The sequence below is a fragment of the Pseudomonas sp. NFACC13-1 genome (assembly GCF_900104425.1).
Taxonomy (GTDB): domain Bacteria; phylum Pseudomonadota; class Gammaproteobacteria; order Pseudomonadales; family Pseudomonadaceae; genus Aquipseudomonas; species Aquipseudomonas fluorescens_AA.
Genome location: NZ_FMXV01000005.1, coordinates 294,025 through 318,203 on the forward strand (window position 1 = coordinate 294,025; position 24,179 = coordinate 318,203).

Here is a 24,179-nt window from a genome sequence, read left to right on the forward strand (position 1 = left end):
CCTCTCTTAGATGGTTTCGACAGCGGTAGCGGTGCTGAATCGTTCGGCGTATCTGCGCCACTGATCGGGATCGAGGGCTTTATCAAAACTGCGAAATCCAGCCAGCATGAAACCGTGGCGCACGGACAACGATTGAACCAATTCAAGGTCATCATTGCTGAGGTCCAGACCAAGGCTCGTGTGGCAGGAGATACCTTCGAGGGCGAGCATCATGGTTTCGGCCATGCAGGCGTATGCGAGGTCTTGCGGGATACCGTAACGTGACCCCAAGCGTGCTTCTCCGGGCATTTCGACAATGCCACCGTCAAGCACCAGCACGTCCGGCCGGCGACTTGAGATATCCTGGCTGACATTGGCAGGTCGGGAGATGTCACACAGGATGGCACCTTCGGCGATGTCATCGGCGCTGATAAAACGCTCGGCGCTGTTAGTCGCAATCAGTACCAAGTCAGCGTCGGCCAACGAAAGGTTGATGTCGTTACTCCAGCGCAGCGCGGTACGCTCACCGTTTTCAGTCAACAACAAGGCTGCGAGATCCGCGCTATCGTGTTCGTTCAAACGCTCAGCGATTCCGGCAAGTACGCTGCCGGGCGCCGGCACGCCCTGCGTGCAGAAGTTCACCAACTGAGTAATGACAGAGGCAAAGCGCGGCGTGTTGAACCGTGCACTCATCGGGTTACCCACCAGGGTGACCTGTCCGGCCTGCATCGCAATCAACCGCGCGATGGCCGAGCCTATGCTTCCGGTGGCACCAATAACCGCAACGCGCATGTCCTGCATACGGCGCCCTGTCATTTCAACTGCGCGGCACGATGCCTCGACCGCTGTAAGCAGCGTGTAACTGTTACCCGTCGTCAGGGCCACGCCTTTATCCAACAAACGCAAGCCACCACCGGTCACGATTGAGGTATGCCCTCCTAGCCCAACCAACGTTGCACCGCGTTGCTTGGCCATGTCGATGGCCTGGCCGATCAGTTCACAGGATTCCTCAACGGGCATCGCCGCAAACTGCGCCGCGGAGCGTGGCACCATGATCAGATCACCGGTCACTCTGCGACCGGTGGCGGGCGATGTAAGCTCGACCGTAGAGACGAAAAATGGGTCCATCAACGGATTCAAGCGCTCTTCAAGCATGCGCAACGACTGTTGAGAATAATGACTCAGGCTTTCATCGAATTCGGCATAGTTCGAGAGCTCCAGGGGATGCAGAACAAATGCAAAATGGTTATCAGGCACTGCCTCGGTAAAGCTGATCTGATGCAGCGGAGCTGGCGGTGGTCCCGACGAGCAGGGCTGAGCATCAAGCAGATGAGCAAGTAATGTGCCCGTACGCCCCTCCTCCACCCATTGCAGCGTGCGAGCCAACGCCTGGATAAACACTTCACACTCAGCTCGCCCGGCAATGAGGGGAGGCTCGACACGCATCACGTTCGCGCCGTTGAGGGTCGGTGCAACGCGTACACCTTCAACATTGAGCAGGTAGCTTGCGAGAATGGGAACAAGGCTTTCCTGCTCCCCCATGATGCCGGTGAAGCCGCCGTAGAATTGCGGATAGTGACTGCGATCAAGATCAAACTCGATGCCGATCAGGTAGCCCGCACCGCGTACTTCCTTGATGAACGAGGCGTGTCTTGCCGCCAGCTCGTTGAGCTGTTCCAGCAGGTAGCGTCCGTTATCTCGCACGTTGTCCAGCAGGTCTTGACGTTCGTCCAGTAGATCCAGCACTTTCAGCCCGATGCGGCAGGCCAGTGTGTTCCCGCCGAAAGTAGATGAGTGCTTGTTCTGGAAGTCTTCGCTGTACGCGTTCTTGCTGATCAGGCAGGCACCGATCGGCATGACCCCGCCGCCCAGGGCTTTCGCCAGCAGCAGGCAGTCCGCTTGCACCCCCGCACTGGCGAACATCTGCCCGGTGCGTCCCAGTCCGGTTTGAACCTCATCGATAATCAACAGGGTGCCGCTGCGATCACAGGCGGCCCTGATTTGCTGCAGGTACTCGGGCGGCGGCAGATTGATTCCACCCTCGCCCTGTACGGGTTCAATGATTACTGCAGCGTAGGCGTCAGGGTGGCGCTGTAATTGGTCTTCAAGGGCCTGAATGTCGCCATAGTCAACAAAATCAAAACCAGGCAACGGCGCTTGGAAACCTTCCTGATATTTATCCGAGCCTGTCGCTGAGAGCGCTCCGAGCGTCTTGCCATGGAAGCTCTGGTGGGTCGACAAAATGCGCTTACGGCCTGTCTTGATAAGGCAGGCTTTAAGTGCCGCCTCTACCGTTTCGGCGCCACTGTTTTGAAAGGTCACGCTTCGGTAATCGCCTGGCGCGATTGCTAATAGACGTTGTGCCAGCAACCCGCTTGCCGCCAGGGAGGATGGCTGCACAAAGATCGGTTCCCGACTCAGTTGAAAGCTGGCCAGTTCGGCCAGCAACGCGTCCGGACTATGGCCGAATGGCAGTGCACCGTACGCACCGAGAAAATCCAGGTAAGCCCGTCCTTGTGCGTCATAGAGGTAGCAGCCCTCGCCGCGTACAAACGTTTTGTCGAGCCCTACCCGACGAATCAATTCGCCGACCGCAGGATTCACATGCTGCTCAAATGGACTGATTTGCTGCCAACGGCTCATGAAAGATTCTCTGTGCTGTAGGGTGACGAAACGGGCGATAGCCGACCCGCTGTCTGTCGATAAAGATCCGCCGCCACACCCTCGGCCACCATGATTCGTTCATGGGCTGGTCTCAAAGAGTGATAGGGCAATGCCGGAAAAAGATGATGCATGGCGTGATAGCGTTGGCTCAGGGGCTCAAGCAGTTCCAGCCAACTTCCCTGGCGATCATGGGTCGACGAATCGGCCAATTGCCATTGAAGTGATACCGGTTCACCGCTGGAGGCATACCGATGCGCCAGGTATGTACGGAACATGTTGATGAACAACACACCATAAATGACGGCAAGGAACAGGCCGACACGCGACCACGGCAACATCTCTGAGCCTGCTGCAGCGATCAGCCCCCACGCATAAAGGCTGGTCGCTATCTCCAGCAGGTAGTTGTAGCCGCGCGCGCTGCGAAAACGCGTCGCCGAGTTTCGGTAGGCGGCATGTAAGGTGACCGCACTGTATCGCTCGATGACCCGCCGACGCAGCGGCGCAATGCACCAAGAGGCCGGGCCAAGTATTGCAAAACGTACCAACAGCAATAGCGGCGTAAAAAGCGTACCGACCAATAAGGTGATCACACTGCGGCCAAACTGCTGCTCAAAGGGCAGGTACTCCGGATCCTGGCGAGTGCCGTAGCGCCCGAGGGTATGGTGGTCGATATGGCTCAAATATAAAAACGATGGCAACAGCAGTGGGATACCACACGCCAGGTTCCACATCAGGTTGAACCCGGGCACAGCGCGGCGCGGCATATGGCTCAGCTCATGAATGAACATGGCCGACCGGTAAAGCGTGAACACCGCCGTGCCATACCATAACGGCCAAGTCACAGAACCGGCGCCTTCCAGCATGGACAGTGCGACCCAGAACAATCCGATGCTCAACCCGAAGTCCAAGCGATAGCGCCATGCATGATGGCGTCGCAAGTCCTCGATCAATGGGCGCAACTCGTCCACGAAGGTACGCCCGTCCAGGTTTGCGACAGGCTTCACCGACGTTTCCAAATGACACCATCCAGGTAGAAGTGATGCAGAACGATGATCAGCGGTACCAGCCCTACGGAAGGCATCTCCAGGCTGAGCACCAACAGACTGGCCAGCCCCAGCGTACTGAACCAGATCCACGGTTTAGCCCCCATCCGCTTGACCCAACCATGTGCAACACCCAAGGCGCCTGTGACGGCTGGCTGGGTTTCAGTTCGGCGCAGTCCAGCCATTACGGTAGACGTGCACACCAAGTGGTATTGCAGCGCGTGGATGCTGGTACCGATCAAAATAAGCGCGTACAGATCGCTCACCAGCAGGTAAGCGGCGTTATACAGCCCCAGCGAAACCGCCAGCATGACCAGTACGAACCGCGGCAAGCCTTCTTGATGACGCTGCTGTCGCCGCTCGGCAACCAGGAATTGAAGCGTCGTGCCTGCGAATACAGCGTATGCCAACCAGGCCCAGAACGGCGCGAGTGCCGGCGTTGGAATTGAGATGTTCGCAAACGGCAGCGTCTGCTCAAACAGTTCGTAGTTTCCAAAATGAAAACCACCGTGAGTGATGCGATAAATCAGCGGCGCAGCAAACCCGGCCAAAACCATGTTGCGAATCGGCAAAGTAGAATGTTTATACCCGGCCTTCTTCGCATAAAGTGCCGCCACACCAAAATGCTGTTTACACACATGATAGGGCTGCCAATAAACCCAGATCGCCACAAGCCAAGGTAGAGCATTCAGGCTGTAGAGGGCGACGCAGAAGACACTGATAACAACTAATCCCGCCCAGAATTGCACTTTGTGCCGCTGATACTCCAGCGGCTCAGCGAACAATCGAACGTGCGTATGCAGTACATGGGGAATATCTAGGAACAGCGCAAACAATAACGCGCCCACCAGAAACGCCGGCCCCTGCATAATAGCCAGTAACAGCGCGACCGAAATCAATGGGCCTCCAACCAGAATAGCCAGCGTGTCGACCTTGGCACTGACGAACCACGGCATTTTTACAGACGTATTAGTGGACATTGACGCCCCCTTTATACCGCCGCGGAAAACGCGAGTGTGTTAGCACGCTCAAGTATCATCGCCAACTCATGAAGCGTTGTCGTCGCATCAACTTGGTCGGCAGGCAAGCTCAGCGATAAGCGACCTTTCAACTCGGAGAGCAGCGTTAGTTGCCCCATTGAGTCCAAGCCCAAATCCAACAACGTATCGTTAGCCTTTATCGCGGAACCGCTCAAATGAGCCGGTAGAATCCCCTGTATTGAAAGGCTTTTTATCGTCTGGCAAATAACATCAAACACAAGTGCTCCTTGCACGTATGCAATCCGTGCTGTTGTAAAAGATGATTAAGCGGAAACGCGGTCAGTATTGACGGCAGCAGAACTCAAACGGTTACTCAAATACAGTCGACTTAATGCCTGACGCTGGATTTTCCCACTTGTGGTTTTAGGGAATTCCGAGCGGCGGATCAGCAGCACTTCATCCACTTGGACGCCGGCTTGGCGTACAACGATCTGCGCCACTTCGCGACGCAACTCCGCGGGATCCCGAGTGCCAAGAGCATTACTCGCCATGACCACTACAACGCATTCCTTTGAACGCTGAATGTCGATGCAGGAAAAGGCAGCGACAGAACCGGCAGCTAAATTGAAGGCACTTTCCAGCGCCCATTCAATAATGTGCGGATTGACGTTGACGCCTGCACGCGTAATCAGGTCCTTGCTGCGCCCGGTAATGAACACTTCATCGTTCAGCAGAAAGCCCAGATCACCCGTGTCATACCAATCTTTTGCTTGGGGTCGCACCGGATCCATTTTCAAGTAACGGCGAATGATACTGTCGCCCCTGATCTGCAGCCGGCCAAGCTGGCCCTGCGTCAAACAAATCTGGTGTTCATCTACGACTCGAAATTCGGTTTCACCGACTGCCGTGCCATTTCCTAGATAAGGTGCAGAGCCGGGAGCACCAGGCGCTTGCTCTTTGACCAGCATTGAGCTGTGCAGGCTCTGAGTGTCCAACCAGCGAACGCGCATACCTTGTCCAGGTGCGTTGAGTGAAACCGCAACCACTGCTTCCGCCATACCGTACGCCGGTTGCAGTACACCCACTTGCAGGCCATGAACTGCGAAGGCAATTTCAAACTGACGGAGGTGGTCATAAAACACTGGCTCGGCACCCACCCAGGCATAGCGCCAATGGGACAAGTCCAGTTCACCTTCGCGCACGCGTCCGGCGAGGCGGCTGAGCAAGGCAAATGCAGAAGTTGGCGCTGGAGACAAGGTACCCTTGAAGCGAGACAGTGCCTGCAGCCAAGCCATGGGCTGTCGAGAAAACTCGTGAGTCGGCATCAGCACCAGATCGATAGAACACCACCAGGCCAGCGTCAATGCGGAAAGCCCCATGTCGTGGTGAAGCGGTAACCAACTGACCATCCGGTCGGTCGTGTCGACGTTTACACGCTCGGCAATTGCCTGACAATTAGAACTGAGCATCGACTGACTGATGCACACCGCTTTAGGCATTCCGGTACTGCCAGATGTGAACTGTAAAATCGCCAAGTCTTCAGGGCGGCTCAAGGCTGGCTCATCGACGTAATCGGCTATCGCGCTCATCTGCTTGAGCAACTCGTCATCCGTCAGGGCGACGTCTGACCATGAGCCCGGCAACTTCGTCGCTATCGCCCCGCAGGTCATTATCAACGCAGGTTCAATCAACTCCAGCATTGCGGCCAACCCGCTGCCATCACGCATTGTCGTATGAGTTAAATCGTGCGGCAGAAGCGCGATTGCCAATCTTTCGGCCCACGCGGCGAGCACCACGGTCAGCACCTCCATGCTCGAAGGCATGCAGATCGCTACGACCTGCCCCGGTTCAAGGGCACGTTGGCGGAGTACCTGACGCGCCTGATAAACCTTCGACTTGAGGTCCAACTGCGTCAGGCAAACGGTAGAATCATGATCAAGAACCGTTGTGAGACGGTCCGGTGGGCACAACAGGAATTTTTCTATGAGGCACAGGCGGGCATGTGCAACTAATCCATTAGTCATCGCGTTCAGTCCTTGAAACATCTTGCAAAGACTAAATATTGTCCAACAATCTGTCAATATGGCTCTTTGATATTAATCAGCCAATAAAACGACGAAAGCGTAAAGCTTGTAGCGAATCAAAATCATCATATTGATTTATATAGATTTTTTATTTCTTGGCCGGAATCTTCCGCGACATCAGTGGCGCAACCGGGAACATCAATGTGGCAAGGAGCACCGTTTCTCGATCGCTACTGACTCCGACACAGGCCTCCATCCTTGATTTTGCCGAGGGACACGGCTGGGTAGAACGCAACGTGGCCCTACGCACCACAGTTGTATCGAGTGTGAATCAAGATCTGTGTGGAAGGTGGCGTTGTCGCGGCTCCCTCAACCGCTCCTCGTATCCAGCGCACCGCTGCGGCAGTCTCGCCAACGAAATCATGAGAGATAACATAATCCATGACGCCGGACTCAAGCATCGCCCGCGTATGAACTGTAAGCTCATGGCCGACGAAAATAGGCCGATCCTCAGCCGCAATGGTATCTATCGCTTGAGCAACGCCTCGATTGGCACCGGCCACGTTGTAGATGGCTGCCGGGTAGTCGTGCTTGGAAAAATAACGCGTCAATTGTTCAGTCGTAGTCTGAGGGCGATCGTCGGACATCACTCGTTCGTCGATTTTCAGATACGGAAACTCGGAACGGAGCACCCTGCGAAACCCCATCTCCCGCTCTTGCTGACAGCGAAACGGCACACTGGTCACTAACAGAATTTTTGCCGGTTCCTTGGGTAACGCATTGCCTATCAGTAACCCGGCGACACTGCCCGCCGCATATTGATCGTTGCCTACATAAGCGCTTCGCCCGGAATTAGGCAGGTCGGTGGTCAGGCAAACGACTGGTACACCTAGGCTGCACAGTTTGCGAATCGCTCGATTGATCGCCGGATGCTCGCGCGATACCACGATCACACCATCCGCCGAGGCGCCCTGTGCCTGAACCTGATCAGCAAAAGTGGCGGGATCGACCTGGTTAGTCGGTTCATAGTAGCCATGCACGACGACGCCTGGTGTCGAAGCGTTCACCAATGCCTCGGCGTCGGCCAACGTTGCATTGAAGGTTTCGCCCGAATCGCAAAAGAGCTTGATCTGCAACGTTGCCATGCCGTCAGCCAAATCTTTCCTTAGCTTATCCAGCGCAGCCAGGACTTTCAGACGGGTGTTTTCCCGAACGCCGGGACGGTTGTTCAGCACGCGATCGACGGTCGCAGGCCCGACCCTCGCCACCTTGGCGACCTGTTGAACGGTGGGGCCCTTCCATAAGCGCGCTGATGTTTGCGTGGTCATATGGCACGCCCTCTTTTGATGTTATTTACACCATATAAACATTCCCGATAGTCGGCTTCAAGAGCAATGAAAATGGTACTGCACTCTTGAATTTGAGGTTTTTCACATCATAAACCGCCTATGGTGCTCCTTGATGCTTGCTTTTTCGGCGCTAATAATCGAGGCATAACAAACACAACAAACCGCCAGGATAGCCCCATGAATAACTCGCCTCATCGGTTGGTTTCGACCGCCACGGCCAAGCCGCTCGTGGCCCACCTTGCACCTCCCTTCTCAGTCAACGTGCTCGCGCGTTCGACGCTGCGTAGATGACTTTCGCCCATTGATAGGTAGTTGAATATGAGCATACGAATCGCCGTTATCGGCGCAGGGATTATGGGGGAGGATCATGCCCGCATCATTGCCCAGGACCTTCCGGGGGCCAATTTGCATGTGGTGTGTGATGCGTCGCCAGAGCGAGCGAAGCTGATAGCTGACCGTTATGGAGCCGCTGACGTTTCCACTGATCCACTGTTCACCCTTTCAAGATCCGATGTCGATGCAGTCATCATCGCCAGCCCGGACGAAACCCATGCGGTCCTGACCATGGCAGCCATCGATGCAGGGAAACCCGCACTGTGTGAAAAGCCGCTGTCTCAAAACCCGGACCAGTGCCTGGCGGTCATCGACAAAGAGGCCTCCCGGGGTCGCCAATTCGTGCAACTGGGCTTCATGCGCCGGTTTGACCCTTCGTACAGGGAAATGAAAAGTGCCTTGGGCGACGGCGTGATAGGTCGGGCTGTGATGATGCACAACTTCCACCGCAACGTAGAAGCCCCCGCCAACTTCAGCGGGCAAATGGCGATCAGTAACTCCGCGCCTCATGAGTTCGATGTGGCACGTCACGTGCTCGACACTGAATACGTTGCCATCTCGGTGTTCCAACCCACCCACACGTCTAAGGATGGCGTCGGCGCTCCAGTATTCATGGTGCTGGAAACCCGGGAAGGCCATCTGGTGAACATTGAAATCAACAACAACGCCCATTACGGGTACGACGTCCGTGGCGAGTTGGTGGGTGAGCTAGGTTCCGTGCAACTGGCCACACCTGTACACACTCGTTTCAACACCCGTCTTCAGGGTTTTGAAAGGTACGCTGCCGATTGGCGGCCGCGTTTCGCCGACGCCTACCGCCTGCAGAACAAAGCATTCGTGGAGTTCATCACCACAGGCAGTTTCCCCGTCTATGCCGCAAGTGCCTGGGACGGCTATTGCGCAGCCATTGTCGCTCAAGCCGGCATCGAGGCTCTCAATCAGCGTCGCCGGGTAGTTTTGCCGACGCTGGAGGCCCCGCCCCTCTACCGATCGCGAGAAGGAGCTACGTCATGAAGCTGGGATTCGTCACCGATAGCCTCGGCAACCTGCCCCTGCGGGAGATGCTCAAGCAGGCTGAACGGCTGGGTGTGTCGGGCCTGGAGATCAACACCGGCGGATGGTCGACCGCGCCGCACTTTGACTTGGCGCAGATGCTCGCCAGCGCCGATGACCGCAAGGCCCTCAAACGCAGCTTCCAGGAACACAGTCTGGAAATCATTTCCTTGAACGCCAACGGCAACCCTTTGCATCCCACGCAGCCTGCACAAGGCCAGTGTCTCAAGGACACGATACGCGTAGCCGGTGAGTTGGGAGTCAAGACCGTCTGCACCATGTCTGGCTTACCTGAAGGTCAGGCCGGCGACAAGATGCCGAACTGGGTGGTTGCCTCATGGCCTCCCGAAACCCAGGCAGTGCTGCGCTATCAGTGGGAGGAACGCCTGCTGCCCTTCTGGAGCGAGATAGCTGATCTGGCCAAGGAAAATGGTGTGGAACGCATCGCTTTGGAATTGCACGGTAACCAGTGCGTCTACAACGTCCGTTCGCTGCTGAAGCTACGCCACGCAATCGGCCCGGTGATTGGCGCCAACCTTGATCCCTCTCATCTGTTCTGGATGGGCGCTGATCCACTGGTAGCCGCCGAGGCGCTGGGCGACGCCATTTACCATGTGCACGCCAAAGACACTTTGCTTAATGCGCCAGTCCAGGCCGTGGATTCACTCCTGGAAAATGGCTCGTTGATGGACATCTCATCCCGAAGCTGGTCCTACATCACACTCGGATTTGGCCACGGCGAGCAATGGTGGCGACAGTTCTGCTACCGCTTGAAGATGGCTGGCTACGATGGCTGGCTATCGATCGAGCATGAGGACGTTTTACTCAACAGCCTCGAGGGTTTGGAAAAGTCCGTAAGACTGCTACAGAGCGTCATGCCGGTAGCCACCAGCGACTTCAAACCCCAACCCATCTGAATCGCACCACGAGAAAAACCAATGTAATTGCATATAAAAACGCTCACCGCGATGGCGAGTGAGCATCCCCATGAGTTTCAGTCAGGAATATCACAATGACAATTAATTCCTACGGAAATACGGCAGACACTTCAGCCGCCTATGTAAGCCCTGAAAAACACCAGGCACAGCGCTACCTGCAAAAAATCACTTGGATTGCCACGTTTGGCGGCCTGCTATTCGGCTTCGATACCGGCGTCATCAATGGCGCCTTGCTCTACATGAAAGATGACCTGGGCCTGACGCCATTTACCGAAGGTTTGGTTGCCAGCGCCCTATTGATCGGCGCAATGATGGGGGCGTTGCTCAGCGGTCGCTTATCGGACCTCAAGGGGCGCCGCCGTATCATTCTTTTCCTCGCCGTACTGTTTTTTCTTGGCGCGTTGGCTTGTGCGCTGGCGCCCACCCTCAACGTAATGGTGGCCGCCCGCTTCACCCTGGGGTTAGCGGTGGGCGGCGCATCGGTCGTCGTGCCGGCGTATCTTGCAGAGATGGCGCCATCCAGCATCCGCGGTCGCATCATTACTCGCAACGAGCTGATGATCGTCACCGGGCAATTCCTGGCCTTCACCACCAACGCCACACTGGGCAATTTGTTTAGTGATCTCGACGGTGTTTGGAGATGGATGCTTGCCTTGGCAACCCTGCCAGCAGTGGCACTCTGGTTGGGAATGCTCTACATGCCGGAAAGCCCGCGCTGGCTGGCCACCAAAGGGCGCTTCAGAGAGGGCCTGGAGGTGCTGAAACTGGTACGGGAGGAGTACTACGCCAAGGCTGAGATGGAGGCCATCACCCAGCAGATCAGCAATGAACGATTCATCAAAAAAGGCGGCTGGCGTGACCTGTCTCAAAAGGGCGCGCGACGAATCTTTTTGATTGGCATCGGTATCGCTGTCACGTCGCAGCTGACCGGAGTCAATTCAATCATGTACTTCGGCACCCAGATCCTCACAGAAGCAGGCCTGGAGCAACGTAGCGCGCTGATCGCCAATGTCGTAAACGGCATTATCTCGATTGGCGCAACGTTCGTGGGCATTGCTCTGCTGGACCGCGTGGGCCGTCGCCCAATGATGTTGCTCGGCTTCACTGGCACCACATTGTCTTTATTGTTGATTGGCCTGGTTTCGGTTTTTGTCGATCCCTCCGTCACCCGCGCCATGCTCATCCTCGGAGCCATGGCGATGTTCCTTGCCTCCATGCAAGGGCTGATCGGGCCCGCTTTTTGGGTACTTTTGGCGGAAATCTTCCCAATGCGCATCCGCGGCGGATGCATGGGTATGGCGATCGCAGCGTTCTGGTTGACTAACGTGATGATCGGCATGTTCTTTCCATCTTTGGTTGCGACGATCGGGATCGGCCAAACCTTCTTTGTGTTTGTGGGAGCAGGACTTCTATCTCTGACCTTCGTCGCGGTATGGGTGCCGGAGACACGGGGCAGCACCCTCGAAGAGATTGAACAGCGGTTGTATGGTTAGGCGAGGATGAAGTTTCCCCTTAACTGCCGTTCCTCCGCTTCCCTATTTCGTTCCATGTTTTTTGGGAAGCGGCTCTCCTCTGCTGATGGCTGTGCCCGAGTTCAAGCTGCTTTTAGCGGGAAGTGGTTTTCGTTCGGAGTTCACCTACGTTGTCATGGTGACAGATGCGTTATTCGAATTTGCGAGAACGTTGTAGGGGCGGCTGGCCTGGTTCAGGCCGAGTTCTGCACATACCCCCCCGCTTGTTCGATTGTAAATGTGCAGGGTGCAACCGATTTTACAAGTAATCATCTGTACGATGGCCAATCCCAACCCCGCGCCATTGGCATTGCCCCGGCTGTAAAATCGCTCGAACAATCTTCCAAGCTCGCCTTCTTCTATTCCCGGCCCGGCGTCTTCCACCCGCAAGCGGGCCACGCCCCCCTCGTCCTTACGCACCACGACAGTCACCTCGCTGCCTGAGGAAGAAAAGTTGAGGGCATTGGTCACCAGGTTCTGCATGGCAATGGCTAACGCTACCGGCTCGGTTTCCACCCAACACTCTTCATCACATTCCAGTACCAACTCCACGCCCTTTTCCATGGCCAGTGGTGTGAGTTCGGCCAGTTCTTCGCGAACCAGTTCGGTGAGTTGCACGCGCTGATACAGGGGGTTGTTCAGTTGCGGTTCGATGCGGGCCATGGTGAGCAGTTGGCTGCCTATACGGGTGGCGCGGTCGACGCCATTGACCAGGAAATCCAATGCCTCGCGCCGCTGTTCTTCGGTGACGGCGCTTTGCGCGTTCTGGGCGTGGATGCGCAGGATTGCCAAGGGTGTACGCAGTTCGTGGGCGGCGTCGGCGATGAAGCGGCGCTCGCGCTCCAATAGATCATCTACCTGCTTCAACAGGCGGTTGAGCGCGGTTTGCATGGGTTCCAGGTCGCTCGGCAGCGGCTTGAGGTGCAACGGCTGCAAGGAATCGGTGGTGCGCCCGCGGATAGAACGGGCCATGGCACGCAGGGGGGCGAGGCCCCAGCCGATGACCAGCCAGATCAATAATGCCAGCAGCGGCACACCGATCAGTGTGGGCCACAGCGTGTGGCGAACGATGCGCTGGATAAGGTCCTGGCGAATGTCGTCGCGCTCGCCCACCCATATCAACAGGCCCTGCTGTGGGTCAGCCAGGAGGAAGGCACACCAGTCGTTGCCGTTGTACACCAGGTCGTGGGAGCCAAGGGTGACGGGCGGCGCCTCGAGGATCGGTGCTTCGGCGGAGCGCACCAGCAGTTGGCCATCGGTGCGCCAAACCTGAAAGGTCAGGCGGGTTTCGTAGGGATGGGCTACGCCGTCTGCGCCGACACGGCTCATGGCCTGGTCGAAGGCTTGGTAGAGACGGTCCCAGTCGGCCTCGCCGGGGGCGCGTTGGTGCAGCACGCCTTGCAGCAGGCGGGCACTTTGAGCGAGTTGCGCGTCGTAGACCTCTTCGATTTCGTGGTGGCTGTCGCGCAAGACCAGCCAACTGATCAGGGCGTCGCCCAGCAGGATCAGCACCAGCACCGGGACGAGGATGCGCGCGCGGACGGAAATCATGGTTTGAGCGCCAGCACGTAGCCGACACCACGCACGGTACGGATCAGTTCGGTGGAAATTTTTTTGCGCAGGTTATGGATCAGCACTTCGAGGGTATTGCTCTCGACGCGGTCCTGCCAGCCGTACAACGCCCGCGATAGCCGCTCGCGAGTCACCACTTTGCCGGGGCGCACCATCAACTGGTGCAGCAATTGGTATTCCATCGGTGTGACGACGACCTCCTCGTCCTGGTACCGAACCTGCTGGGTGGCTGGGTCGAGGCTGACGCCAGCATGCTCCAACAGCGGTTGTGCGCGGCCCTGGCTGCGGCGCAGTAACGCACGCACGCGGGCCTTGAGTTCTTCCACGTCGAACGGTTTGACCAGGTAATCGTCAGCGCCCGCATCCAACCCGGCGATACGCTCGGCGGTGCCGTCGCGTGCGGTGAGGATAAGCACTGGCAGGTCGTGTTGCTCGGCACGCAATTGCTGCAACAGATCAAGGCCATCCAGGCGTGGCAGGCCGAGGTCGAGCAGCAGCAGATCGAAGCTTTCGCTGCGCAAGGCATGCAATGCGCCCAGGCCATCCTGCAGCCAGTCAAGGGTGTAGCCTTCGGCACCCAATGCCACGCGAATTCCCTGGCCGAGGGCACGATCATCTTCGACAAGGAGTAGGCGCATCGCAAAATCTCTCTAGGAATCGGCGGCATCATGCCGGGTTCTGTCCGGGGCTATTCCGGCAAAGATGTTACAACCCATTACCAACTAAGGTTTCGCTAAGGTTGATTTTGCACTGTGTAATCTCCCACAAACGCTGAGAGCTTTTCCATGCGCAAAATTCTCCTGTTGTCCCTGATTATCGCCAGCCCTCTGGCCGTCGCCGGCCCGCAATGCACCACCGCCGAACGCTCGCAATGGCAAGACGAAAAAGCCTTCCAGGACAAGCTCAAGACCGAAGGCTACGAAATCAGCAAGTTCAAGGTCACCGACGGCAATTGCTATGAGATCTACGGTTTCGACAAGGACAAGCGCAAAGTCGAGATCTACCACGACCCGGTGACCGGCAAGGCCGTGAAGACTGAGATAAAAGGCTGATGCAAGGCGAATCCCTGCACCTTTGGGACCCGCTGGTGAGGCTGTTTCACCTGTCTATCGCCGGGGTCTTTGTTGCCAATTACTTCTTCAATGAAGCGGGCGACGACTGGCATGTCTGGCTGGGCTACTACGCCATGGCCTGGCTGCTGGTACGAGCGGTGTGGGGGTTCGTCGGGCCGCGCAGTGCGCGCTGGTCAGACTTCTGGCCGACACCGAAGCGGCTCGCGGCCCACCTGCGCTCGCTGCTCAGGGGGCGCCCGCACCATCGCCTGGGTCACTCGCCGCTCGGCGCCCTGGTGATGGTGGCGATGCTGTCGGCGCTGTTGATCCTCGGTATCAGCGGCTTCCTGATGCAGGAAGTCGATGCTTTATGGGGCGCCGATTGGCCACTGCAAATCCACGAAACCGCGGCCAATGTGTTGCTGGGACTGGTGTGCATCCATGTGCTGGCAGCGGTGTTCGAGAGTTTCCAGCTGCGGGACAACCTGCCGTTATCCATGCTCACCGGTCGCAGGAAGCGTCTGCCGGATGAGCGTGCACCCTAATCTTTTTCCTGATTGGTTTCCCTATGCGCTCCGCCTTCCTGATCTGCAGCCTGCTAGGGGTATTCTGCGCCGCCTGGTTCAGTCATCCCCCCCATGTATTGGCGCCGTTTGCCCCTATCAGCTCGACCACCGCGAAGGCCGCCGCGGCGCCGCAGTACACCAGCCGTTTTGTGTCTTCGCAGCTCAATGACTTTGTGCACGCCTCATCGGTCACCGCCCTGCCCGGTGGCGACTTGATGGCCGTGTGGTTTGCCGGCTCGCGCGAAGGTGCTGCCGATGTACAGGTGCGCACCGCACGCTTTGATGCCCGTAGCGGCGAATGGGGCGCCGAGCACGTGCTTGCCACGCGGGAAAGCACGCGTGACGGCACCCAGCGCTACATCCGCAAACTGGGCAATCCGGTCATAGCCCTGGCGCCGGACAATCGCTTGTGGATGTTTTATGTCTCGGTATCGGTGGGTGGCTGGGCCACCAGTGCAATCAATGTGATGGTGTCCGATGACCTCGGCGCGAACTGGTCGACACCTCGGCAACTGGTGACCTCACCATTCTTCAATATCAGCACGCTGGTACGCGCCGCACCGGTGTTCCATGCCGATGGTTCTATCGGTCTGCCGGTCTACCACGAATTCATGGGCAAGTTTGCCGAGTACCTGTACTTGAGCGCCGACGGTGCGGTGATCGACAAATTCCGCATCAGCCGCGGCAAAAATTCCCTGCAACCTACCATTGTGCCCCTGGACGGCAACCGCGCCGTGGCGATGTTGCGCTATGCCGGCGACACCCATCACCGCGTCCTGGCGAGCCGTACCGAAGACGCCGGGCAAACCTGGAGCGAACCGTATCCGCTGGAGCCAGCCAACCCCAATTCGTCGCTGGCAGCAGTGGGCACGGTGGACGACGGTTTGCTGGTGGCCCTCAATGACCTGCAGGACGGCCGCTTCCGGCTCAGTCTCTACGGCACCGATGCCCAGCTCAGCCAATGGCGTACGGTGGTGGAACTGGACCAGTCACCCGATCCGCTCGGCCAACCCTTCTCGCCCGACGTCTACAAGGAAATCATCGGCGAAGGTTTCCGTGCCTCCAGCGGCGCACGGCGCCTGCCGCTGGAACAACGCTTCCTCAGTAACCTCGACTACCGCGTGTGCAAACCCCAGGGCTGCGACTTCGAATACGAGTACCCGTACTTCAGCCGCAGCCCGGACGGCATGTACCACGTGGTGTACTCATGGAATAACACGTTCATCAAACATGTCAGCTTCAACGAAGCCTGGCTGGCGGAGCGGCTGTGATGGTTTCTTTATGGCAGGCCCACTTGAGTTTTGTACTGTTGGGGTTTGTGCTGTTGAGCTCGTTTCGATTCAGCGCGCCCTGGCGCCCGTGGTGGTTGCCGATATTGGCTGCGGTGAGTTTTATCCCGGTCAATGAGCTGCCACTGGCGGCGTATGTGCGCAGTTTTACCGATGACCTGGCGCTCAGCACCGTGGTGCTGTTGGGGTGGGTCGCACTCAGCAGGTTGGGCGTGGTGCAGCCGCTTGGGCGTCAACATCAGGTGCAATTGCTGGCGCTGTTCGGCGTATTGAGCCTGTTGCTGTACCCCGCCACCTTGGGCCTGACCTATTACGATCCGTACCGTTGGGGGTTCAACCCGCGGCCCATGATTGTGCTGGTAGGGGCTTTGGCGCTGCTGATGCTGTGGCTGCGCAATTCCCTGGCCGTGTGGATGCTGGCGATCGGCACCCTGGCCTTCGCGCTGCGGCTCAAGGCTTCGGAAAACTATTGGGACTATCTGGTCGACCCGCTGCTGACCGGCTACTGCCTGGTGGCCGGGTTCGGCCTGCTGATCGGCGCCGCGTGGCGTCCCCTTTTGAAATGGCACAGAGGTCAATGATGGGTGTGTTGCAATCGCGCCGCCTGCGTTACGGCGCAGGCTCGATCGCGTTGGTATTTGTGTTGCTGGCGGCGTTGCGGCTGGTATTTGTGCTGGTTTTTTCCGGCCTGGCTTTGAACACCCCGGCGCTCCTGGAAACACTGGGCATCGGCCTGCGTTTCGACCTACGCCTGACGGTGCTGATTCTGCTGCCGCTGGCCGTGCTGGCCTGGCTGCCGCGCTGGAACCTGACCACCCTGCCGATCTTGCGCTGGCTGGCACGGGGTTATCTGCTCATCGCGCTAGCGGTGGTCGGCCTGGTGTACATCATCGACTTCGGCCACTACGCCTACCTTGGCGTGCGCATCAATGCGACGGTGCTGCGCTACCTGCAAGACGCACAGATTTCACAACAGATGCTGTGGGAAACCTACCCGGTGTTGTGGATCGCCTCAGGCTGGCTGACGGCGGTGGCGCTTTGGGTTTGGGCGCTGCTACGCCTTGAACGATTGACCCTGGATCAGGAGCGCAAAACTATCAGCAAGTGGGCACTGGTGCCGGTTTCCGTGATGGGCGTCGTAGCAGTGCTGTTGGCCCTGCTTGGCCGCGTCGCCAACCTCAACCTGGAAAACCCGGTGCCGCTGCGCTGGAGCGATGCGTTCTTCTCCGGCAACAACCAAGTGGCGGCGGTGGGCCTGAACCCGGTGCTGTTTCTGTATGACACGCTCAAGGTCGGTCAAGCACAATTTGATGAAGCCCAGGTGCGCGAGCACTACCCGCAGATCGCACAGTACCTGGGCGTCGATCAACCCGACGCCCAGCGACTTGATTTCATCCGCGAACAAGGCGTGCAGCCTTATCGACTGGCCGGTGAGCGCCCGCCGAATGTGATTTTCGTCATGCTCGAATCCCTCGGCACCAGCGCCGTCGGTGCCTATGGCAATCCGCTCGACCCCACGCCGAACCTGGACAGACTGGCCAAGCAAAGCTGGTTCTTCAAACACTTCTATGTGCCTGTCACCGGTACCGCCAAGACCGTATGGGCCAGTATCACCGGCGTGCCGGATGTGACCCGCCAGGAGACCGCCACCCGCAACCCGCTGATCACGCGCCAACACACGTTGATCAACGCGTTCGAGGGGTACCAGAAGTTCTACATGATCGGCGGCAACGCCGGCTGGGCGAATATCAATGCGCTGATCCGCCAGAGCATCGACGGCGTGCAACTGTTCGAGGAAAGCCACTGGCGCTCGCCCCGCGTGGACGTGTGGGGCATTTCCGATCTGGACCTGTTCAAGGAAAGCGACCGACTGCTGCGTGCCGTGCCCAAGGACCAGCCATTCTTCGCTTACCTGCAAACCTCCGGCAACCATCGGCCGTTCACCATCCCCGAGCAAAACGACGGCTTCCAGGTCAAGGACGTGACACTGGAGCAAGTCCAGGCCGCCGGTTCCCGTAGCGTCGAGCAATATAACGCCGTGCGCCTGCTGGACTACAACATCGGCCGCCTGATGGAAATCGCCAAGGCCGGCGGCTACTACGACAACAGTATTTTTGTGTTCTTCGGAGACCACAACACGCGTATCAGCCAGATCCCGCACATGGCTCCGGCGTTCGAGCAACTGGGCCTGGAAAGCAACAACGTGCCACTGCTGATCCATGCGCCCGGCCTGCAGCCCCGGGTGATCGAAGAGGCCGTCGGTCTCGTGGACCTGTTGCCGACGGTGGCGGGCATGGCGGGTATACCGTTCAGAAATGGCGCGCTGGGCCGGGATATCCAGCAGCCGGCACCCGAGGGTGAGCGCGTAGTGCCGCTGGTGCTGCGCGAGGGTACATTCCCGATCATTGGCGGTGTTACCAAGGACTTCCTGCTGCAGATGCAGCACGACGGCAGTTCGCCGACCCTGCACGACCTGGCATCACCCACACCACGTGACGATGTGGCCGCGCAACATCCCGAGGAGTTTCGGCGCTTGAACGGGCTGACACGGGGGCTGCACGAAACGGCGCGGCTGATGCTCTATCGCAATATTCCATGACGCTGCGGTTCTCACGCTCCATGACTGATTTATATCTGGAAGCGCGGTGATCGCCATTCGGACGGCCACCACTTCAGAACACGAAACTATGCCCCAACTCCCCTTCCATCCACCCCAAAAACCGCCTGACTCTGGGAAAGCTGGAGTGAGCCTTTGGGAACACCAGATGGTGGGCGGCGACCGGAGAGCTCAACGCTTCGGGGGCGACCTCGACCAGTGAGCCGCTGGCGAGGTATTTTTGCGCCAGCAGCGTACTTTCGAGGGCGAAGCCCAAACCGTGGCTCGCCGCTTCCAGGCTCATGTAGGAGCGATCAAAACTCAAGGCGTAGGGTTTTTCGGGGCGCGCCAGGCCATGTTGGGCGAACCACTCAGGCCATCTGAGCAAGGTCGCTTCGGAAAGGATCAGGTCTTCAGCCAGAAGATCAGCGGCGCTTTTTACCGTGCAACGCGCGATCAGCTTGGGCGAGGCCAGCACAGCGAAGTTCTCGTTGCGCACGGTACGCACTTCATAGCTAGGCCAATTGGGCCGGCCGTGGCGAATATCGACATCGATCTTGTCCTGGCTGAAATGCAGCGATTCATAAGAGCAAGACAAATTGATTTGGATGTCCGGGTTGGTCAAGCGAAATGACTCCAACCTGGGCATCAGCCATAGCAAGCCAAAGCTGGGGGAGGAATGCAGCCGCAGGCAATCCAGGCTCACGTCACTCGCGGCCCGCTGGGTGGCGACTTCAAGGCTCTGCAACAGACCGGAAATATCCTTCAAGTACTGCTCGCCTACCGGTGTCAGCGTCACCCCTCGCGCTGCGCGCACAAACAACTGTCGACCAATCATCACCTCCAGCTTGGCCAGTTGATGGCTGATCGCTGACGGCGTGAGGTCGAGCACTTCGGCGGCTCTTGCCAGGTTGCCAAAACGAGCGGTTTGCTCGAAGGCTTGAATGGCTCTCAGCGGTGGCAGATTGGATGAAGGGATATCGTCCTGGCGCATCAGTATTCAGCCTGTTTTTGTGGCACGAGCAGGGAGTGCCATTCAAGCATTTGCGATCTGCATTGACGAGTGCTGAATTTTATTCATGTAGCAGTGACGTTTGCGTTATTGCTCGACCTGTTGACGGGGACCACTCTGGGTCATCGATCGCTGAATCGAACCATAAAAACAATCAGAGGTACCCCTCATGCTTCTTCAAGGCAAAGTCGCGATTATTACTGGCGCCGCATCCGAACGTGGTATCGGTCGAGCAACGGCTGTTACCTTCGCCCAACACGGCGCCCGCGTCGTGATCCTGGATCTCGACGAATCCGCCGCCCGTGACGCGGCGGCCACCCTCGGCGAAGGCCATCTGGGCCTGGCTGCCAATGTCGCCGACGAAACGCAAGTCAAAGCCGCCGTCGCCAAGGTGGTCGAGCGCTACGGCCGTATCGACATACTCATCAACAATGCCGGCATCACGCAGCCGATCAAGACCCTGGACATACGCCCGGGAGATTACGACAAAGTCCTGGATGTGAGCCTGCGCGGCACGCTGTTGATGTCCCAGGCGGTCATTCCGGTCATGCGTACCCAGGCCTCGGGCAGCATCGTCTGCATGTCATCCGTGTCGGCCCAGCGCGGCGGCGGCATCTTCGGCGGCCCCCACTACAGCGCAGCGAAAGCCGGTGTACTCGGACTGGGCAAGGCCATGGCGCGGGAGTTTGGCGCGGACAACATTCGCGTCAACTCCATCACGCCAGGTTTGATCCATACCGACATCACTGGCGGCCTGATGCAGGACGATCGTCGCCACGCCATCATCGAAAGCATTCCGCTGGGCCGGCTCGGCGCCGCGCAGGACGTCGCCAATGCGGCACTGTTCCTCGCCAGCGACTTGTCCTCCTACCTCACCGGTATCACGCTCGATGTAAACGGCGGCATGTTGATCCACTGACGATCAGGTCAAGCCACCCACGGCCCTTTCAGTTCTGGATCGAAGATACGTCGGGCCTGACCCGGCGTTCTATAAAAACAAGAGATCAGACCATCATGATGACCACCATGACGCTCGACACTGTGTCCACAGTGCGCTCAAGCGCGTATCGCAAGACTGCCTGGCGATTGATGCCTTTCCTGATGTTGTGCTACCTGTGCGCTTACCTGGACCGGGTGAATGTCGGGTTCGCAAAGCTTCAGATGATGAATGACCTGGCCCTGAGCGAGACCGTATACGGCCTTGGCGCCGGCATGTTCTTTCTTGGCTATTTCCTTTGCGAAGTGCCCAGCAACCTCATCCTCCACAAGGTCGGTGCCCGGCGCTGGATCGCACGCATCATGATCTCGTGGGGCATCATCTCCGCCCTCTTCGCCTTCGTAGAAACGGCCTGGCAGTTCTATACGCTGCGCTTTCTGCTCGGGATCGCCGAAGCGGGTCTCGCGCCGGGCTTGCTGCTCTACCTCACTTACTGGTTCCCCTCCTACCGTCGCGCCAAAATGACGGTGTTGTGGTTCATCGCCATCCCGCTTTCGGGGATGATCGGCGGACCGCTCTCAGGCTGGATCATGACGCAGTTCGCAGGCGTTCATGGCTGGGCGGGCTGGCAATGGATGTTCGTGATTGAAGCCGCCCCGACCGTCATCGTCGGCCTGATGGTGCTGGCTTACCTCAAGGACGGCGTGCACCAGGCAACCTGGCTCACCGATGAAGAAAAAGCGCTGGTCGCCAAAGAACTGGCCGAGGACAACAGCCGCAAAGTCACCCACGCATCGGTCGGGGCATTCCTGCGGGACCGCCGCCTGTGGATTCTCGCCTGCATCTACTTTTGCGTGGTCATGGGCCAGTACGCGATCACCTTTTGGCTGCCAACGCTTATCCGTAACGCAGGTGTTGCCGATCCGATGCACATCGGATTGCTCACCAGTCTCCCCTACCTGTGCGCCATCATTGCGATGGTGCTCATGGGGCGCAGCGGCGACAAGCACCAGGAGCGGCGCTGGCATCTGGTCGGGCCAATGCTTGCCGGCGCGCTGGGCCTCACGTTGGCGGCGGTGTTCGGTGCCAACCTGACGTTGTCGGTGTTGTGCCTGTGCCTTGCAGCAGCCGGCGTGCTGTCGGCGTCTTCCCTGTTCTGGATGCTGCCTACCACCTTGCTTGGTGGTGTCTCCGCCGCTGCGGGGATCGCCGGAATCAACAGTTTTGCCAATCTGGCGGGTTTCTGCTCGCCGTACCTGATTGGTTGGATCACCACCACGACCGGTTCGAGCGCCATCGGCATGTACCTGATTACCGGTGTGCTGTGCATCGGTGCCTGTTTGGTACTGCGCATTCCTGCCGCTTCGGTCAATCGTTGAGTTAACGGAGAATTTCCATGACTGCCACTTTATCTCGCGGGGCGTCCACCACATTGGTGCAGCGTGCCCATAACATTCGCCGCCATGCCTTGCGCATGGGGCAAGTCCAGGGCCAGGGCTATGTCGGTCAGGCGTTGGGCGCGGCGGACTTGCTGGCCGTGTCGTACTTTCATGCCTTGAACTACAAGCCCGAAGACCCCGAGTGGGAACAGCGTGATCGCTTTTACCTTTCCATCGGTCACTACGCGATCGCGCTGTATGCCGCGCTGATCGAGGCTGAAATCATTCCACTGGATGAGCTTGAAACCTACGGTTCGGATGACAGTCGCCTGCCCATGTCCGGTATGGCCGCCTACACCCCCGGCATGGAAATCACCGGCGGCTCGCTGGGCCAGGGACTGGGCATCGCGGTAGGCGCCTGCCTGGGTCTGAAGCGCAAACAGTCCAGCTCTTTCGTTTACAACCTGCTATCGGATGGTGAGTTGAATGAGGGCTCTACCTGGGAAGCGGTGATGTCAGCTTCGCACTGGAAACTCGACAACCTGATCGCCATCGTCGACGTCAACAACCAGCAGGCCGACGGCCACTCCAGCGAGGTGCTGGCATTTGAACCCATCGTTGACCGATGGCAAGCCTTTGGCTGGTTTACCCAGCGGGTAGACGGTAACGACCTGGACGCCTTGGTCAAAGCGTTCGACGCAGCCCGCAGCCATCCCGTCGCACAGCCGCGCGTCATCATCTGCGATACCAAGATGGGCAAAGGCGTGCCCTTTCTGGAGACCCGCGAAAAGACTCACTTCATCCGCGTAGACGAGCATGAATGGGATGTGGCCCTCAACAACCTGGAAGAAGGCAAAACAGTATGAACAACGCACACAAGGCTGACGCTCAGGTGCCCGCAGCGGCGAAGAAAAAGCTGACGACCTCGGCAATGATTGCGTCGATTGCCGCTGAAGGACAGGCCACAAAACCAGCGCCATTCGGCCACGCACTGGCCGCACTCGCGGACCAGCGCCAGGACATCGTGGGTTTATCGGCTGACTTGTCCAAATACACCGACCTGCACATTTTTGCGAAGGCGCATCCAGAGCGCTTCTACCAGATGGGCATGGCTGAGCAACTGTTGATGAGCGCGGCGGCCGGCATGGCTCGGGAGGGATTCGTGCCCTTCGCCACCACTTACGCAGTGTTTGCTTCGCGCCGGGCCTATGACTTTATCTGCATGGCGATTGCCGAGGAAAACCTCAACGTCAAAATTGTCTGCGGCCTACCGGGCCTGACCACCGGGTACGGCCCCAGCCACCAGGCAACGGATGATCTGGCGATCTTTCGCGCCATGCCGAACCTGATGATCGTCGACCCCTGCGATGCCCTGGAAATCGAACAAGCCGTGCCTGCCATTGCCGCGCACCAAGGGCCCGTCTACATGCGGCTACTGCGCGGCAATGTACCGCTGGTGCTCGATGAATATGGCTATGAATTCGAGATCGGCAAAGCCAAGACCCTGCGTACGGGCAATGAGGTTTTAATCATTTCCACCGGTTTGATGACAATGCGCGCCCTGGAAGCAGCCAAGGAACTTCAGGCTGACGGTGTGGATGTCGCGGTGCTTCACGTTCCCACCATCAAGCCTTTGGATGAGCAGACCATCCTGGCTGAGGCCAGAAAGCCGGGACGACTGGTCGTGACTGCCGAAAACCACTCCATCATCGGCGGATTGGGCGAAGCGGTGGCCACCGTGCTGTTGCGCAATGGTGTTACGCCGACATTCAGGCAGATAGCGCTGCCGGACGCGTTTCTCGATGCGGGCGCGCTTCCGACGTTGCACGATCGCTACGGTATTTCCACCCAGGCTGTGTGCGCGCAGATCAAGGGTTGGTTATAGGGGGTTAAAACTGCAGG

General features: G+C 58.2%; 21 protein-coding genes. 12 read left to right on the top strand and 9 right to left on the bottom strand.

All coding sequences use genetic code 11. The features are described from left to right. Window positions 1-6 precede the first annotated feature (6 nt). From BLQ55_RS09620 to BLQ55_RS09645, 6 genes are all read right to left on the bottom strand, one after another. Window positions 7-2,622, bottom strand: a complete 2,616-nt coding sequence (locus tag BLQ55_RS09620; protein WP_092253591.1) for an aminotransferase class III-fold pyridoxal phosphate-dependent enzyme — start codon at window positions 2,620-2,622, stop codon at window positions 7-9. Further along, window positions 2,619-3,647 (bottom strand): fatty acid desaturase family protein, encoded by a 1,029-nt coding sequence (locus BLQ55_RS09625; protein WP_060742446.1) that lies wholly within the window; start codon window positions 3,645-3,647, stop codon window positions 2,619-2,621. Before BLQ55_RS09625 ends, BLQ55_RS09620 begins: the two co-directional genes overlap by 4 nt. Beyond that, window positions 3,644-4,666 (bottom strand): hypothetical protein, encoded by a 1,023-nt coding sequence (locus tag BLQ55_RS09630; RefSeq protein ID WP_092253595.1) that lies wholly within the window; start codon window positions 4,664-4,666, stop codon window positions 3,644-3,646. Before BLQ55_RS09630 ends, BLQ55_RS09625 begins: the two co-directional genes overlap by 4 nt. A gap of 11 nt (window positions 4,667-4,677) precedes the next feature. After that, complete coding sequence (locus BLQ55_RS09635; protein WP_176814199.1) at window positions 4,678-4,944, bottom strand: acyl carrier protein; 267 nt, start codon at window positions 4,942-4,944, stop codon at window positions 4,678-4,680. 45 nt (window positions 4,945-4,989) lie between these two features. After that, window positions 4,990-6,690 (bottom strand): AMP-binding protein, encoded by a 1,701-nt coding sequence (locus tag BLQ55_RS09640; protein WP_176814200.1) that lies wholly within the window; start codon window positions 6,688-6,690, stop codon window positions 4,990-4,992. 302 nt (window positions 6,691-6,992) lie between these two features. Further along, entirely contained in the window at window positions 6,993-8,018 is a 1,026-nt protein-coding gene (locus BLQ55_RS09645; protein WP_092253601.1) for a LacI family DNA-binding transcriptional regulator, read from the bottom strand. A 339-nt stretch (window positions 8,019-8,357) separates the two neighbouring features. Here BLQ55_RS09645 and BLQ55_RS09650 point away from each other — a divergent pair, with 339 nt between their 5' ends. The 3 genes from BLQ55_RS09650 (at window position 8,358) to BLQ55_RS09660 (ending at window position 11,856) form a co-directional block, all read left to right on the top strand. Beyond that, window positions 8,358-9,386: a Gfo/Idh/MocA family oxidoreductase gene (locus tag BLQ55_RS09650; protein WP_092253603.1), complete on the top strand. Its 1,029-nt coding sequence runs from the start codon at window positions 8,358-8,360 to the stop codon at window positions 9,384-9,386. Next, the gene (locus BLQ55_RS09655; RefSeq protein WP_092253605.1) at window positions 9,383-10,342 is read left to right on the top strand and encodes a sugar phosphate isomerase/epimerase family protein; all 960 of its coding nucleotides are present in this window, start codon (window positions 9,383-9,385) and stop codon (window positions 10,340-10,342) included. Before BLQ55_RS09650 ends, BLQ55_RS09655 begins: the two co-directional genes overlap by 4 nt. Window positions 10,343-10,437: 95 nt before the next feature. After that, window positions 10,438-11,856 carry a sugar porter family MFS transporter gene (locus BLQ55_RS09660; RefSeq protein ID WP_092253607.1) on the top strand — a complete coding sequence of 473 codons (1,419 nt, stop codon included), beginning with the start codon at window positions 10,438-10,440 and terminating at the stop codon, window positions 11,854-11,856. Between the two features lie 144 nt (window positions 11,857-12,000). Here the strand turns inward: BLQ55_RS09660 and BLQ55_RS09665 are convergent, their stop codons facing one another. Both BLQ55_RS09665 and BLQ55_RS09670 read right to left on the bottom strand, forming a co-directional pair. After that, window positions 12,001-13,425, bottom strand: coding sequence for a sensor histidine kinase (locus tag BLQ55_RS09665; protein WP_092199914.1), 1,425 nt, complete (start codon window positions 13,423-13,425; stop codon window positions 12,001-12,003). Beyond that, window positions 13,422-14,084, bottom strand: a complete 663-nt coding sequence (locus BLQ55_RS09670; RefSeq protein WP_092199917.1) for a response regulator — start codon at window positions 14,082-14,084, stop codon at window positions 13,422-13,424. Before BLQ55_RS09670 ends, BLQ55_RS09665 begins: the two co-directional genes overlap by 4 nt. Window positions 14,085-14,231: 147 nt before the next feature. On the opposite strand from BLQ55_RS09670, the gene BLQ55_RS09675 reads away from it, so the two are divergent. Genes BLQ55_RS09675 through BLQ55_RS09695 form a run of 5 tightly spaced genes read left to right on the top strand, consistent with a single transcriptional unit; the run spans window position 14,232 to window position 18,952 of the window. Then, window positions 14,232-14,498 carry a PepSY domain-containing protein gene (locus BLQ55_RS09675; protein ID WP_092253609.1) on the top strand — a complete coding sequence of 89 codons (267 nt, stop codon included), beginning with the start codon at window positions 14,232-14,234 and terminating at the stop codon, window positions 14,496-14,498. Continuing rightward, on the top strand, window positions 14,498-15,043 hold the full coding sequence (locus BLQ55_RS09680; RefSeq protein ID WP_092253611.1) for a cytochrome b/b6 domain-containing protein: 546 nt from the start codon (window positions 14,498-14,500) through the stop codon (window positions 15,041-15,043). Before BLQ55_RS09675 ends, BLQ55_RS09680 begins: the two co-directional genes overlap by 1 nt. Window positions 15,044-15,066: 23 nt before the next feature. Continuing rightward, window positions 15,067-16,335, top strand: coding sequence for a sialidase family protein (locus tag BLQ55_RS09685; protein ID WP_092199922.1), 1,269 nt, complete (start codon window positions 15,067-15,069; stop codon window positions 16,333-16,335). Next, complete coding sequence (locus BLQ55_RS09690; RefSeq protein ID WP_092199925.1) at window positions 16,335-16,934, top strand: hypothetical protein; 600 nt, start codon at window positions 16,335-16,337, stop codon at window positions 16,932-16,934. Before BLQ55_RS09685 ends, BLQ55_RS09690 begins: the two co-directional genes overlap by 1 nt. Continuing rightward, window positions 16,934-18,952 carry an LTA synthase family protein gene (locus BLQ55_RS09695; protein ID WP_092253613.1) on the top strand — a complete coding sequence of 673 codons (2,019 nt, stop codon included), beginning with the start codon at window positions 16,934-16,936 and terminating at the stop codon, window positions 18,950-18,952. Before BLQ55_RS09690 ends, BLQ55_RS09695 begins: the two co-directional genes overlap by 1 nt. Window positions 18,953-19,025: 73 nt before the next feature. On the opposite strand, the gene BLQ55_RS09700 is transcribed toward BLQ55_RS09695, so the two are convergent. Continuing rightward, a complete protein-coding gene (locus tag BLQ55_RS09700; RefSeq protein ID WP_092199931.1) occupies window positions 19,026-19,943 on the bottom strand; it encodes a LysR substrate-binding domain-containing protein in 918 nt (305 codons plus the stop codon). Window positions 19,944-20,130: 187 nt separating this feature from the next. Between BLQ55_RS09700 and BLQ55_RS09705 the strand changes: the two genes are divergently transcribed. The 4 genes from BLQ55_RS09705 (at window position 20,131) to BLQ55_RS09720 (ending at window position 24,162) form a co-directional block, all read left to right on the top strand. Then, on the top strand, window positions 20,131-20,880 hold the full coding sequence (locus BLQ55_RS09705) for an SDR family NAD(P)-dependent oxidoreductase (RefSeq protein ID WP_092253615.1): 750 nt from the start codon (window positions 20,131-20,133) through the stop codon (window positions 20,878-20,880). Window positions 20,881-20,975: 95 nt separating this feature from the next. After that, window positions 20,976-22,277 (top strand): MFS transporter, encoded by a 1,302-nt coding sequence (locus BLQ55_RS09710; RefSeq protein ID WP_092199937.1) that lies wholly within the window; start codon window positions 20,976-20,978, stop codon window positions 22,275-22,277. Window positions 22,278-22,294: 17 nt separating this feature from the next. Then, the gene (locus tag BLQ55_RS09715) at window positions 22,295-23,143 is read left to right on the top strand and encodes a transketolase (RefSeq protein WP_092199940.1); all 849 of its coding nucleotides are present in this window, start codon (window positions 22,295-22,297) and stop codon (window positions 23,141-23,143) included. Continuing rightward, entirely contained in the window at window positions 23,140-24,162 is a 1,023-nt protein-coding gene (locus tag BLQ55_RS09720) for a transketolase family protein (protein ID WP_092199943.1), read from the top strand. Before BLQ55_RS09715 ends, BLQ55_RS09720 begins: the two co-directional genes overlap by 4 nt. Window positions 24,163-24,179: the final 17 nt, after the last annotated feature.

What these genes read in the sequence shown, in the direction of transcription:
- BLQ55_RS09690 (WP_092199925.1), top strand. Translation starts at nt 16,335, where the DNA reads ATGGTTTCTTTATGGCAGGCCCACTTGAGTTTTGTACTGTTGGGGTTT.
- BLQ55_RS09685 (WP_092199922.1), top strand. Translation starts at nt 15,067, where the DNA reads ATGCGCTCCGCCTTCCTGATCTGCAGCCTGCTAGGGGTATTCTGCGCC.
- BLQ55_RS09655 (WP_092253605.1), top strand. Translation starts at nt 9,383, where the DNA reads ATGAAGCTGGGATTCGTCACCGATAGCCTCGGCAACCTGCCCCTGCGG.
- BLQ55_RS09645 (WP_092253601.1), bottom strand. Translation starts at nt 8,018, where the DNA reads ATGACCACGCAAACATCAGCGCGCTTATGGAAGGGCCCCACCGTTCAA.
- BLQ55_RS09670 (WP_092199917.1), bottom strand. Translation starts at nt 14,084, where the DNA reads ATGCGCCTACTCCTTGTCGAAGATGATCGTGCCCTCGGCCAGGGAATT.
- BLQ55_RS09680 (WP_092253611.1), top strand. Translation starts at nt 14,498, where the DNA reads ATGCAAGGCGAATCCCTGCACCTTTGGGACCCGCTGGTGAGGCTGTTT.
- BLQ55_RS09630 (WP_092253595.1), bottom strand. Translation starts at nt 4,666, where the DNA reads ATGTCCACTAATACGTCTGTAAAAATGCCGTGGTTCGTCAGTGCCAAG.
- BLQ55_RS09700 (WP_092199931.1), bottom strand. Translation starts at nt 19,943, where the DNA reads ATGCGCCAGGACGATATCCCTTCATCCAATCTGCCACCGCTGAGAGCC.
- BLQ55_RS09720 (WP_092199943.1), top strand. Translation starts at nt 23,140, where the DNA reads ATGAACAACGCACACAAGGCTGACGCTCAGGTGCCCGCAGCGGCGAAG.
- BLQ55_RS09640 (WP_176814200.1), bottom strand. Translation starts at nt 6,690, where the DNA reads ATGACTAATGGATTAGTTGCACATGCCCGCCTGTGCCTCATAGAAAAA.
- BLQ55_RS09650 (WP_092253603.1), top strand. Translation starts at nt 8,358, where the DNA reads ATGAGCATACGAATCGCCGTTATCGGCGCAGGGATTATGGGGGAGGAT.
- BLQ55_RS09695 (WP_092253613.1), top strand. Translation starts at nt 16,934, where the DNA reads ATGGGTGTGTTGCAATCGCGCCGCCTGCGTTACGGCGCAGGCTCGATC.
- BLQ55_RS09665 (WP_092199914.1), bottom strand. Translation starts at nt 13,425, where the DNA reads ATGATTTCCGTCCGCGCGCGCATCCTCGTCCCGGTGCTGGTGCTGATC.
- BLQ55_RS09710 (WP_092199937.1), top strand. Translation starts at nt 20,976, where the DNA reads ATGATGACCACCATGACGCTCGACACTGTGTCCACAGTGCGCTCAAGC.
- BLQ55_RS09620 (WP_092253591.1), bottom strand. Translation starts at nt 2,622, where the DNA reads ATGAGCCGTTGGCAGCAAATCAGTCCATTTGAGCAGCATGTGAATCCT.
- BLQ55_RS09660 (WP_092253607.1), top strand. Translation starts at nt 10,438, where the DNA reads ATGACAATTAATTCCTACGGAAATACGGCAGACACTTCAGCCGCCTAT.
- BLQ55_RS09715 (WP_092199940.1), top strand. Translation starts at nt 22,295, where the DNA reads ATGACTGCCACTTTATCTCGCGGGGCGTCCACCACATTGGTGCAGCGT.
- BLQ55_RS09705 (WP_092253615.1), top strand. Translation starts at nt 20,131, where the DNA reads ATGCTTCTTCAAGGCAAAGTCGCGATTATTACTGGCGCCGCATCCGAA.
- BLQ55_RS09675 (WP_092253609.1), top strand. Translation starts at nt 14,232, where the DNA reads ATGCGCAAAATTCTCCTGTTGTCCCTGATTATCGCCAGCCCTCTGGCC.